Source organism: Bradyrhizobium sp. U531, assembly GCF_051710265.1.
Taxonomy (GTDB): domain Bacteria; phylum Pseudomonadota; class Alphaproteobacteria; order Rhizobiales; family Xanthobacteraceae; genus Bradyrhizobium.
On record NZ_JASVEN010000008.1, the window covers coordinates 85,220 to 97,227 of the forward strand.

Annotated in this window: 13 protein-coding genes; 6 read left to right on the forward strand and 7 right to left on the reverse strand. The window is 65.5% G+C overall.

All coding sequences use genetic code 11. The features are described from left to right. Positions 1-121 precede the first annotated feature (121 nt). Together QRQ56_RS29460 and QRQ56_RS29465 are read left to right on the forward strand one after the other, a co-directional pair. A complete protein-coding gene (locus QRQ56_RS29460; protein WP_438744979.1) occupies positions 122-805 on the forward strand; it encodes a response regulator in 684 nt (227 codons plus the stop codon). Then, positions 802-2,724 (forward strand): sensor histidine kinase, encoded by a 1,923-nt coding sequence (locus tag QRQ56_RS29465; RefSeq protein WP_438744718.1) that lies wholly within the window; start codon positions 802-804, stop codon positions 2,722-2,724. The genes QRQ56_RS29460 and QRQ56_RS29465 overlap by 4 nt, the downstream gene beginning before the upstream one ends. A 134-nt stretch (positions 2,725-2,858) precedes the next feature. Here the strand turns inward: QRQ56_RS29465 and QRQ56_RS29470 are convergent, their stop codons facing one another. After that, positions 2,859-3,149, reverse strand: a complete 291-nt coding sequence (locus QRQ56_RS29470; protein WP_438744719.1) for a hypothetical protein — start codon at positions 3,147-3,149, stop codon at positions 2,859-2,861. 238 nt (positions 3,150-3,387) lie between these two features. Between QRQ56_RS29470 and QRQ56_RS29475 the strand changes: the two genes are divergently transcribed. Further along, entirely contained in the window at positions 3,388-3,612 is a 225-nt protein-coding gene (locus QRQ56_RS29475; protein ID WP_036020653.1) for a hypothetical protein, read from the forward strand. 70 nt (positions 3,613-3,682) lie between these two features. Here QRQ56_RS29475 and QRQ56_RS29480 read toward each other — a convergent pair whose 3' ends face one another. Together QRQ56_RS29480 and mddA are read right to left on the reverse strand one after the other, a co-directional pair. Then, positions 3,683-4,105 carry a GFA family protein gene (locus tag QRQ56_RS29480; protein ID WP_438744721.1) on the reverse strand — a complete coding sequence of 141 codons (423 nt, stop codon included), beginning with the start codon at positions 4,103-4,105 and terminating at the stop codon, positions 3,683-3,685. A gap of 208 nt (positions 4,106-4,313) precedes the next feature. Continuing rightward, positions 4,314-5,114 carry a methanethiol S-methyltransferase gene (mddA, locus tag QRQ56_RS29485; RefSeq protein WP_438744723.1) on the reverse strand — a complete coding sequence of 267 codons (801 nt, stop codon included), beginning with the start codon at positions 5,112-5,114 and terminating at the stop codon, positions 4,314-4,316. A 134-nt stretch (positions 5,115-5,248) separates the two neighbouring features. Between mddA and QRQ56_RS29490 the strand changes: the two genes are divergently transcribed. Then, positions 5,249-6,796, forward strand: coding sequence for a winged helix-turn-helix domain-containing protein (locus tag QRQ56_RS29490; protein ID WP_438744725.1), 1,548 nt, complete (start codon positions 5,249-5,251; stop codon positions 6,794-6,796). 88 nt (positions 6,797-6,884) lie between these two features. Here the strand turns inward: QRQ56_RS29490 and irr are convergent, their stop codons facing one another. Continuing rightward, complete coding sequence (irr, locus tag QRQ56_RS29495; protein ID WP_438744727.1) at positions 6,885-7,370, reverse strand: Fur family transcriptional regulator Irr; 486 nt, start codon at positions 7,368-7,370, stop codon at positions 6,885-6,887. Positions 7,371-7,568: 198 nt separating this feature from the next. On the opposite strand from irr, the gene QRQ56_RS29500 reads away from it, so the two are divergent. Then, entirely contained in the window at positions 7,569-7,880 is a 312-nt protein-coding gene (locus QRQ56_RS29500; protein ID WP_438744728.1) for a hypothetical protein, read from the forward strand. 3 nt (positions 7,881-7,883) lie between these two features. On the opposite strand, the gene QRQ56_RS29505 is transcribed toward QRQ56_RS29500, so the two are convergent. From QRQ56_RS29505 to QRQ56_RS29515, 3 genes are all read right to left on the reverse strand, one after another. Beyond that, positions 7,884-8,453, reverse strand: a complete 570-nt coding sequence (locus QRQ56_RS29505; RefSeq protein WP_438744730.1) for a DUF2147 domain-containing protein — start codon at positions 8,451-8,453, stop codon at positions 7,884-7,886. Positions 8,454-8,486: 33 nt separating this feature from the next. Beyond that, on the reverse strand, positions 8,487-9,149 hold the full coding sequence (locus QRQ56_RS29510) for a DUF3313 domain-containing protein (protein WP_438744732.1): 663 nt from the start codon (positions 9,147-9,149) through the stop codon (positions 8,487-8,489). Between the two features lie 249 nt (positions 9,150-9,398). Further along, on the reverse strand, positions 9,399-10,037 hold the full coding sequence (locus tag QRQ56_RS29515; RefSeq protein WP_438744733.1) for a TetR/AcrR family transcriptional regulator: 639 nt from the start codon (positions 10,035-10,037) through the stop codon (positions 9,399-9,401). A gap of 217 nt (positions 10,038-10,254) precedes the next feature. Between QRQ56_RS29515 and QRQ56_RS29520 the strand changes: the two genes are divergently transcribed. Then, positions 10,255-11,805: an ABC transporter substrate-binding protein gene (locus tag QRQ56_RS29520; protein ID WP_438744735.1), complete on the forward strand. Its 1,551-nt coding sequence runs from the start codon at positions 10,255-10,257 to the stop codon at positions 11,803-11,805. The last annotated feature ends 203 nt before the right edge of the window (positions 11,806-12,008 follow it).

Consider the following 12,008-nt stretch of genomic DNA (forward strand, 5'->3'; position numbering starts at 1 on the left):
GCACCGGCCTATCCCGAGCACTGGATTTTTCCGCCCCCATGATTATGGGTGTCACGGCTTCCGCGCGGCCGCTAGACTTGCCGTTGCGCCGCGGGGGACACGCGGGTGCGGGACCATGATCATGACCGAACAGGGCGAGACGGGTGACATCATCACCATCCTCCTCGTCGAGGACGACGCGCCGACCTGCTGGCGGCTCCAGGATGCGCTGGTCAAGGCCGGCTACGAGGTGCGCAGCGCCGGCACGCTCGGGGAAGCCCGTTCCGCCCTCGAAGGCGGCGCGCCGCGCGTGCTGCTGACCGACCTGCGGCTGCCCGACGGCCACGGCATCGAGCTGATCCGCGAGATGCGGCGGCGCTTTCCCGACACCGAGATCATGGTGATCTCGGCCCTCGGCGACGAGGAGAGCGTGATCTCCGCGATCACGGTCGGCGCCACCGGCTATCTGCTCAAGGACGCCTTCCCGACCGACATCGCCACCACCGTGCGCGATCTCGTTGCCGGCCATTCGCCGATCTCGGCCTCGATCGCGCGCTTCATCGTACGCCGGACGCAAGGCGCCGCGCCGAATTCGGCGGAGCCGCCGCCCGGCCCCGTGCTCAACACCGCCAGGCTGACGCCGCGCGAAATCGACATCCTCTGGGGCATCGCCAAGGGCTTCAGCTATGCCGAGATCGCGAGCCATCTCGGCCTGTCCAAGCAGACCGTGCCCGGCCACATCAAGAACATCTACCGCAAGCTCGAAGTGCATACGCGCAGCGAAGCGGTGTTCGAGGCGGTGCAGCAGGGCCTGATCAAGCTGTGAGCGAGATCGCGGCGAAGGCGACGACGCGTCCGCGGCGCCGGCTGATCGCCTCGCGCCTCGTGCCCTATCTGCTGCTCCAGGTCCTGATCGTCATCGTGACAATCCTCGGGCTCCGGCTGCTGCAGCCGAGCGATCCCGAAGACTTTGCGTTGAACGATTTTTCGGCACGGGAAGACGGCCTGACCCGCCCCGTGACGCTGCCGCATTTCACCTCGTCGCGCTATTCGCTGGCCGACCCGCCGTTCTACAGCGGCGCCTTCACATTCCGCCGCGACGATGCGGCCGCGGGCTGGTCGGTGTACCTGCCACGCTTCAGCAACGCGGTGGAGGTCGCCGTCAACGGCGTCGTCGTGCTCGATTCCCGGCGCGATGCCAACGCCAACCGGCCCGACCGCAACACGCCGCAGATCGCGGCGATTCCGGCTTCGCTGCTGCGCGATGGCGCCAACGAGATGACCGTGCGGCTGTTCGTATGGGGACCGCTCAAGGGCTTTCTCGACACCGTATATGTCGGGCCGGATGTCGCCCTGCGCCCGGCCTATGAGAGACGCACGCTGCTGTTCGTCACATTGCCGGTGGTGTTCTCGGCCTGGCAGTCGATCCTGGCGGTCATCCTCGCGATCATGTGGCTGATGCGGCGTCGCGAGCCGGTCTATGGCGTGCTGGCCGCGGCGATGGTGCTCGGCGTGGTGCAGGCGTTCGCGCCGCCGCCGGTGCCGCCGGCCACGGTCTCCCGGCTCGCCGCGGTGCTGCTGGCGTCCGCACCGATCGAGAGCGCGCTGGTCGTCATGTTCGGCGTGCTGTTCTTCGGCTGGCGCTGGCCGCGCTATGGCACGCTGCTGTTCGTGCCGGGCCTCGTCGTCTTCGTGGTCGGGCTGATCGGCGGCCCGCCGCTGCCGCGCATCCTGTTTCTGGTGCTCGGCATCCCCACGGTCGGAATTTGCCTGTTTCTGATGGCCGGCGTGACCGCGACCGCGGTCGTCCGGCGGCAGGACGCAGCGAGCTTCACGATCGGCTGTGCCGTGACCATCGTGCTGGTCTGCTGGATCAAGGACATGCTCACGGTATTCGAGATCGTCGCCAACGAGCGCATCTTCGTCTCGCGCCTGTCCTATTCGGCGATGCTGGTCGCGATCGGCGCCGGGCTGACCTGGCGCTTCGCCCGTGCGCTGAACCAGGTCGACAGCTTTGCCGGCCAGCTGGTGACGCGGGTGCGCGAGGCCGAGGAGCGGCTGAAGGCGAGCTTTGCCCGTGAGGAGGAGCGCGCCCGCGCCGCCGCGCTCGCCAACGAGCGCACGCGCCTGATGCGCGACCTTCATGACGGCCTCGGCGGGCAGCTCGTCAGCATCGTCGCGCTGTCCGAGCGGGGCCACGAGGGCGCGACCATTACCGATGCCGCCCGCGCCGCGCTGAAGGATCTGCGCCTCGTCATCGATTCCATGGACGATATCGGTGGCGACCTGATGCTCGCGCTCGGCTCCTGGCGCGAGCGCGCCAGCGCGCAATTGCGGCCGCACGACATCACGCTCGACTGGCGCGTGGCGACCCCGCAAGGCGTGCCGCTGCATCCCGAGCTCAGGCCCTGGCACGTCATCCAGATCGTGCGCATCCTCGACGAGGCCGTCACCAATGCGGTCAAGCACGCGCAGGCCCGCCGCATCGCGGTCACCATCGACACGCTCGAGGGGAACGAGGGGCCGTATGGCGTGATCAGCGTGACCGACGACGGCCATGGCTTCGCGCTGACCGGCAATGGCGAGACCGAGCAGGCGGGCCGGACCGCACGCGGGCTGCGCAACATGAGGAGCCGGGCCGCGCGCTGCGGCGCCTTGCTCGACCTGAGCTCCGATGCCTCCGGAACGCGCGTGCGGCTACAATTGCCGCAGCGTTTTCCCGACAGCGACATGGCTGCGGGCTGAAAAACCCCCTCTCCGAAACGTGTGGGGCGCACGGAGAGAGGGGACGGGCCGGGTTCATTTGCCTGCGGAGGACGGGGGGTGTTCGTCCGCAGGCCCCGTTGGCCCGAAGCGATGCAATCAACTCAACGGAAAGATCAGCGCACGCCGACGCGATTGACCGGGCCGCCGCGGTTCATCGGCGTTCCCGCGCGCACGCCGACACCGGGCGCACCGACGCCGGGTGTTGCGACCGCCGCGGCCGCGACCGGCGCTCCCGGGGCAACCACGACCGCCGCCGTCGGACGCACCACGCAGCCCTTGGGCACGCCGACGGTCTTGCAATAGACCACCGCCTGCGCCGGGCTCGTGCCCAGTGACACCGTCGCCGCGCCCGCGAGCGCCATGACCGTCAGCGCTGCGCCCAGCGCTCCAGCTCTCTTCGACATTCTTAGCTCTCCTGCTTCCCGTTCGGCGTCCCGATGCAATCACCGGGTTTCGCGGCCGAGGTGCAGCCTGAATGACAAAAGACGTCGCGCGGATACATGCCATGAAGATGGGGGTACCGCGCTCCACCGAGCCCGCCGGTGCCATGAACATGGCATGGACCCCCGCCCGGCGTCTGCGGGATGGTCCGGCCCGATTGATCCCGGTCGGGACCAACGAGGATTCCAGAAGAGGTGCTTTATGAAGATTTCGGTTCTTGCCGCGCTGCTGCTCGCCGCTGCCGCCCTGCCCGCCGCCGCGCAGTCCGGTCCGTCGGTCCAGGAGCAAATGGCCTGCCGTGGTGACGCCAGCAAATTCTGCGCCGAACACATCGGCAAGCCGCCGCAGATGAACGCCTGCCTGCGCGAGAACAAGTCGAAGCTCTCGGATTCGTGCCGCAAGGTCGTCGAATCCCGCGGCGGCTAGTCCGTCATCGTTCTACCAAAAAAGACGACAGCGAGGGCGGCACAGGGCCGCCCTCATGACGACAGCGCCGCTACTCCTGCATCATCTCGCCGCTGCCGCCGAACTCGGCCGGGAAATCCTTCAGCTTGGGCAAGCCGTCACGCATCGGCAGCACGGTCTCGGCATAGTTGACGTGAACACCGGGCGCGAATGCGAGCGTCGGGATGGTGGCGCTGAAGACGTCGATCAGACCGAGCGGCGGGTGGCTGGTCATGAGATGACCGCCGCACTTCTTGCAATATTGGCGCTGGCTGAGGGGCGTCTTGGCGAAGGTCTCGACATTCTCGCTGCCCTCGGTTACGCGCACGGCTTCAGGCTTCCACAGGCTGAAGGCGTTGACCGGACCACCCGACCACGACCGGCAGGAGCGGCAATGGCAGTAGCCCATCGCCTCCGGTGCACCCGTGACCTCGATCGTCACCGCGCCGCAGAAGCAATTTCCAACATGTTTCATTGAATCGTCTCCGTTGATGAAGGGAAAATCCTCTCCCCGCTCCTGGTCACGCGAAACCCGGTGAATATGGATGCGGGGAGAGGCGTCGGGGTGATGGGGAATCACCCCGGGGACGTTGAGGGGACCGCGCGCGTGCGGAGCCTGCGTTACCGGGCCCGGCGCCGTCCCGCGTCCTCCTTTCGGGGGACGCGACGGAAAGACGCGACCACTAGGATGACCGGCGCCAGGGAATAAGCATCGACACCCGTTGTTTGTACTGCCGGTACTCGTCCCCGAAGAGAGCGACGAGGTCGTGCTCCTCCAGCGCGATGCCGACGAAGATGTAGAGCGTGGTCACGACCGCAAACAGCAGATGGCCCGCGGTCATGGTCGGCGTCACCCAGAACGCAATGATGAAGCCGAGATAGATCGGATGGCGGACGAAATTGTAGAGCAGCGGCGTCTTGAACCGCGGCGGCGACGCCTCCTTGCCGATCAGATGGTTGGTGACCTGATGCAATCCGAACAATTCGAAGTGATTGATCAGGTATGTGCTGGCGAACACCAGGGCCCAGCCCGCGAAGGACAGCGTGACCAGAGTCACGGCAAGATCCTGATTCTCGACGTTCCATATCACCGCAGGCAACGGACGCCACTGCCAGAACAGGAGCAGCAATGACAGGCTCGCCAGCAGCACATAGGTGCTTCGCTCGACCGGCTTGGGGACGAACTGCGTCCACCATGCCTTGAACTGCTGGCGCGCCATCACGCTGTGCTGGACGGCGAAGATCGACATCAGGATGAGATCGATGACGACTGCTTCAACCATCGAGGTCTGGGTTCCGAGGCCGATGGTCATGTCGATGGTCTTGGGCACCATCAGGCCCGTGACGAAGCCGATGGCGTAGAGAATGGTGACGAAAAACACGAGATACGCCGCAATTCCGTACAAAAAGGCGATGAACCTGAAGACGCGAGAGCCCGCAACCTCCGGGCCGATCGAATGAATTTGATGATCAAGTTGGGTCATGAAAACAGCTCCGTTGTGCCAAAACGCCGGCACTTCGTTGGTTGCTCCACCATGCCCTTCGGACGGGCCCAAGGCTTTCGCGGACGATTGATTTTCGCCTGAGACCACTTTGATTTTTGCTTGAGACGGACAACGTGCGATTTCGATTTGAAAACAACGTGCTCGACGGCGACCTGCGGGAACTCACCTGCGGCGGGGCGGCCGTGCCGTTGCAGCCGCAAGTGTTCGACCTCCTGCTCTATCTGGTCGCGCAGCGCGCCCGGGTGGTCAGCAAGGATGACCTGATCACCCAGATCTGGAGCGACCGCATCATCTCGGACTCGGCGCTCAACAGCCGGATCAATGCCGCGCGGAAGGCGATCAGCGACGACGGCGCGACCCAGCGGCTGATCAAGACCATTCCGCGCAAGGGCTTCCGTTTCGTCGGCGACGTCCGGGAAGAAATGGCAGCGTCGATCGTGCCGGCCGAAGCCAGGCCCTTTCTGCCGCGCGTCGCGGACCGCCCGGCGGTCGCGGTGCTCGCCTTCGAGAACATGAGCGGCGATCCCGCACAGGACTATTTCGGCGACGGCATCAGCGAGGACATCCTCACCGCGCTGTCGAAGCAGCGCTGGTTCATGGTGATCGCGCGCAACTCGTCCTTCACCTACAAGGGGCGCGCGGTCCATATCAGGCAGATCGCGGAGGAGCTCGGCGTCCGCTACATCGTCGAAGGCAGCGTGCGCAAGGTGGGCAACCGGGTGCGCATCACCGCGCAGCTCAACGATGCCAATTCGGGCAGTCATCTGTGGGCCGAGCGCTATGACCGCGAGCTGGTCGACGTCTTCGCCGTGCAGGACGAGATCACCAACGCGATTGTCGCGGCGATCGAGCCGCAGATCCACGCGGCGGAGAGTTTTCGCGCCCACAGCAAGCCGCCCGCGAGCCTGGACGCCTGGGATCTCTTGATGCGGGCGCTGTCGCACTTCTGGCGGGTGACGAAGAGCGATCACGAGACCGCGCGTACCCTGCTCGAACGCGCGATCGCGATTGATCCGAACTACGGCCAGGCGCTGTCGCTGCTGGCGGCCAACCACATGTTCGGCGCGCATCTCGGCTGGGCCGATCTCGCCGCGGTGGCGCCGGTGGCGGAAGCTGCCGCGCTCGCCGCGGTGCGCTGCGACCATGAGGATGCCTGGGCTCATGTCGGTCTCGGCAGCGTCTATTTCTCGACGCGCAGGCTCGCGGATGCGCTATCCGAATTCGAGCAGGCGCTTGTGCTCAATCCGAACTTCTCGCTGGCGCAGGGCTATTACGCGCTGGCGCTGTCCTATGCCGGACGGTCCAGGGAGGCGTTCGACGCCGCGCAAAGGGCGATCCGGCTGTCACCACGCGATCCGTCGCTGGCGATCTATCAGGGTATCGCCGGCTATGCGCGCTTCACCGAACGCCAGTATGACGAGGCTATCGCGCTCGCCCGCGAGGCGATCCGCCACCGCGGCGATCTCACCGGCGCCTACCGCGTGCTCGCGGTCTCCGCCGGCATGACCGGCGACGAGGTGCTGGCGGAGACGGCGCTGGGCGAGCTCCGCCGCGCCCAGCCGGGCATCTCGCTGCACTGGATCGCGACCCAGCTACCTTGGGCCAATGAAGCCGATCGCGCGCATTATCTCGAGGGATTCCGGCGCGCCGGCTTGCGCTGAGGTGCGGCGCTCCACAGAAGGTCGTCATGCCCGGGCTTGTCCCGGCCATGACGATAGGGGATAGCCCTGGCCTGAAGCAGGATAAGCGCTACACGCGCTTGCGGCGCAGATGGACGATGACGTCGAGCCGCGCGATCTCGTGGCCGGGAAGCGCCTCGGGGATCTTGGTGAAGGCGAGGCCTTCGGCGACGTCGACCAGCATATCCTCGCCTTCGAGATAGAAGTGCGGATGCACCGACGTGTCGGTGTCGAAGAACGACTTGATGCCGTCGGCCGCGATCCGGCGAAGCAGGCCGGCCTCGGTGAACTGGTTCAGCGTGTTGTAGACTGTCGCCAGCGACAGATAGGCGCTCGCCGCCATCGCCTCTTCGTAAAGGCTCTCGGCGGTGACGTGACGATGGCCGTTCAGGAACAGCAACTGGCCGAGCGCGAGACGCTGGCGCGTCGGGCGCAGGCCGGCGTTGCCGAGCAATTGCAGACAGTGCTGCACGCCCGCATCCGGCGCGCATTCGAGGCCGGCGAGATCGGGTGTGCTCTCGTCAGCCGCAGGGATGTTGGTGGCCTGGATGTCCATCGATCGTTTCACCGCGCAAGGGAGCAGGATGCCCGGTACCCGGGTCCCCGCCAGTTGCTATTGGATCGCAAAAGCGGCGGCCTGACTTTGATCCGGATCAAATCCGGAAGCCGCCTCTGACCTATCGCAAGGCGGCCCGATCTATTCCCGGCCAGACTTTATGCGCGGCAGGATTTTGCCGGCATCAACGAGGCTCACATGTCCAGGCCGGTTCCCGACAAGGCAGAGGTCGCACTCGAATACCCCGACAAATTCTATGTCGGCACTTTCGAGCATTCGTCGCGGTTCGAGGCGCGGCTCGACGGCAGCGGCGTTGCGCTGGTGCTGCAGCATCCGGGCGCGGCCGACGAACGCAAATCGGTGCATCTGCACCTCAATTTCGGCCTGCTCGCCGGCATTCTGCGCGAGCTCGCCGGCAGTGTCGCTGCCATTCCTGCGGACGACATCGCGCACCGCGAGCAGCTCGCGGAGGCGCTCGATGAATTGCGGCGGGCGCTGCGGACCTCCTGAACACTATTTTGCTTTCGCCGGGATCGGCTTGGGGGCCGGCACCGCCGCCCATTCCCTGTCGGCGCGCGGACCGTTGAGATCGCCGGTCAAACCGACGAGCTGGCCGGGCACGACGTCGAGGGTCTGCTGCCAGGTCTGGGTCTGGCACAGGAATTTTATCAGGCAGCCTTTCAGCTTGAGGCGATCGGAAGATTCGCGCCAGATCGACACCGAGTAGGACTTGCCGTCCTCCGCATTATAGATGTCGCCGGCGAAGCGTCCCTCCGGCGTCGCCTGCAAGCCCATGATGAGCTGGTGGCCGAGCAGCATGCGGGCGCGCTTGTCCGGATCAGGATTCTGGGTGTCGCGATAGGGCTGGCCGCGCTTGTCGGCAGGCTCCTTCATCCAGACGATGAAGCCGCAGAGGCGGTCGCGCGACGGGCCGCAGCGCTCGAGGCGAATGCGGGCGCGGCCGTCCTCGACCAGCCAGGTGCCGCTCGGATCGGCCGGCGTGACGGCGCCGGCGCGGCCGCCGAAGGTCAGCATCACGATCGTGATGGCGATGCGGAGCACGAAGCGAAGGAGGATGTTCATCAGCAATGCCTTTCGTTGAATGAATCGCGGGCGTCAGTTCAACTGCGCCATCAGCGCCTCGGCGCCCTTGTCGAGACCGGCGGTGGCGGCCGCGAGCGCGCCGGTGGTGGCCTTGATGTCGTAGGCGGACGGATATTGCTTGGTGACGTAGGCGGAGAGCAGCCGCGAGGTCGTCGCGTCGAAGATCTCGACGCCGTAGACGACCGAGCCGGTCATCATACCCTCGCCGTCGCGCGCGGCCTGCACACCGTTGTAGACCGCGCCGGCCATATCGAAGCGCGACAGCGTGCCGAGCACCGGCGTGTTGGTGACGGCGCCGGTGAGCGTCAGCCTGACGCGCAGCGTGTTCGGTCCGCGCTCCTGCACCAGTGCGAAGCGGCTGCGCAGCCGCTCGGCGAAACAGCCCTGCATGTAGGCGGCGAGCGTCGCCTTGTCCTTGCCGGACATGTCGCCGAACTGGTGATCCCGCCCGCGATAGACCACGATGGGATCGAGGATCACCTTGTTATAGGCGCGCCAGTCGACCGGCGTGGAATAGCGGTAAGGCACCCGGCCGGAGGCGTCCGATTTGTCCGGGGCCATGTAGGCCGAGGACGCCATCTCGGAATAAGGCACGGGCGCGACCGAGGCGCAGCCGCTTATGCCTGAGCAAAGCACCAGCGTTCCCAGACCGCGCGCGGCGATCGAGCGATTCATTGCAGACTCCTCTTGGCACTGTTCGGGCGATGGCGGCCGCAGCCGCGCCAGGGACCGGGCGCGGCTGCGGGGCTCACCATGGCAAACCCGCGGCTTCGTCCGGGGCCATGTCGGAAGCTTCGGGTTGCCTCAGTGGCTGGAGTTATAAAACCGACTAGACGGTTTGTACAGTACGGAAATACGGCACTGGCGCATTTGGCCGCAGGCGCGGCTTTGGGCAGCTCACGATGAGGTTTCGTTAACGATGACTCAGGCGCGCTTGCGCCGGGTTGCAGCCTTCGCGGCCGGCGCCGCTGCAGGCTTGGCGGCGCGCGTTGCCGCCGGCTGTTCGAGGGCGGCCCATTGCGCGTCGTCAAGAAGACGCGCGAACAGCCGCTGATGCTCCTCCTTGCTGAGCGGCGACATGCCGAACAGCGAACTCAGCAGCAGTCCCATCGCACCGGCCCAGCGCAGCATGGCCAGATCCGGATCAGTGGCCTCTTCCCTGATCGCCGCCATCCGCTCCATCTCGCGCTCGCGCGGCAGCGCCATCAGATTGGGATTCTCGACCATGGCCGCAACCAGGGCCAGCGCGGCGGAATTCGGCGAGGTCGCGGCTTCGCGCACCGTCGCGAGCTGCGTCGCCAGATTTGGATTCGCGGAGGTCGCGCGCGCCTTGGCCATATAGTCGGTCGAGAACACCTCGAAATGCGCCATCTGCCGCTCGAGCAGTGCCTTCAGCACGGCTTCCTTGGTGCGGAACTGGTGCATCACGCCGCCCTTGCTGAGGCCGCTCTCGCGGGCGATCGCATCGAGCGTCAGCCGTCCGGGCCCGTCGCGCGCGATGATCGCGATCGCCGCTTCGAGTGCAGCATTGCGGGATCGTTCGGAGCGAGTGGCATTATCCATGGCGAACTTGTCTCCCGTGACACGGGAATGAATCAAGTGAAAACAGGACGCGCTGTACATTTTTTGTGCGAACGCTGTCGAGACTTTCATCTTGCGGCGCCGAACGAGACTGTGTGAGCCTCGCCACCGGATGGGGACTGGGATGGGCTGGCCACAGCTTTGCACGCCATGACGTCGCGAAGCGTTTTCGGCTGGTCGCGCTTGAGAAAGATATGACATGCCGAAACGAGTGTTGCTTGGTCTCCTCCTGGCTTGCGGGCTCGCGGCCCCTGCGATGGCGCAAGAGCCGAAAACCGGAGGCGTGATCAACGCGGTGATCCAGCCCGAGCCGCCCGGCCTGATGCTTGCGTTGATTCAGAACGGTCCGACCCAGATGGTATCGGGCAACATCTTCGAGGGCCTCTTGCGCTACAGCCCCAAGCTCGAGCCGCTTCCGGAGCTCGCCGAGAGCTGGACCGTCAGCGAGGACGCCAAGACCTACACCTTCAAGCTCAGGAAAGGCGTCACCTGGCATGACGGCAAGCCCTTCACCGCCGCGGACGTGCTGTTCTCGATGGAGATGCTAAAGCAGACCCACGCCCGCGCCCGCACCAATTTGGCGCAGGTCGACAAGGTCGAGGCACCCGACGATTACACGGTGGTGTTCACGCTGAAGCAGCCGTTCGGCCCGTTCCTCGGCATCTTCGAGGTCGGCTCGATGCCGATCGTGCCGAAGCATCTTTACGAAGGCACCGACTTCAAGACCAACCCCTATAATAATGCGCCGGTCGGCACCGGCCCCTTCATGTTCAAGGAATGGCAGAAGGGCTCGTACATCCGCCTGGTGAAAAACCCGAACTATTACGAGAAGGGCAAGCCCTATATCGACGAGATCTACTGGCAGATCATTCCCGACGCCGCCGCGCGCTCGGTGGCCTACGAGACCGGCAAGGTCGACGTGCTGCCCGGCGGCTCGGTTGAGAATTTCGACGTGCCGCGGCTGTCCAAGCTGAAGGACACCTGCGTCACCGGCGCCGGCTGGGAGTTCTTCTCGCCGCTGGCCTGGCTGTGGCTGAACAACCGTCAGGGTCCGCTTGCGGACAAGCGGGTGCGGCAGGCCGTCATGTATGCGGTCGATCGCGACTTCGCCAAGGACGTGATCTGGAACGGGCTTGGCAAGGTCGCCACCGGCCCGTCGTCCTCGGCCATCAAATACTACACCGACGACGTCAAGAAATATCCGTACGATCCGGCCAAGGCCAAGGCGCTGCTGAAGGAAGCCGGCTACAAGGGCGAGAAGATCCGCCTGCTGCCGCTCGCCTATGGCGAGACCTGGCAGCGCTGGGGTGAAGCGGTGAAGCAGAACCTCATGGACGTCGGCATGAACATCGAGACCATCGCCACCGACGTTGCCGGCGGCAACCAGAAGATCGGCGATTGGGATTACGACATCGCCTTCACCTATCTCTACCAGTACGGCGATCCCGCGCTCGGCGTCGGCCGCAACTACATCTCCAGCAACATCGCCAAGGGCCAGGTGTTCAACAACGTCGAGGGCTACTCCAACCCCGAGATCGACAAGCTGTTTGCCGACGGCGCGGTCGCGACGCCCGATTCCAAGCGCAAGGAGATCTACGAGAAGGCGCAGAAGATCCTGGTCGAGGACGTGCCGGTGGCCTGGATGCTCGAGCTGCAATTCCCGACCATCACCCGCTGCAAGGTCAAGAACCTGATCACCACGGGGATCGGCGTCAACGACGGCTTCAAGGACGCATGGCTCGACAAGTGATGAGCTGTTCTTTCACCTCTCCCCGCTTGCGGGGAGAGGTCGAATATGCGCGAAGCGCATATTCGGGTGAGGGGGAGTCTCCGCGAATCCCACTGCTGATACCCTCGCGGAGAGTCCCCCTCACCCCAACCCTCTCCCCGCAAGCGGGGCGAGGGAGTTCACCGTCACCGTGGCTCCCGGTCACGCTACAAGATATGACTCCC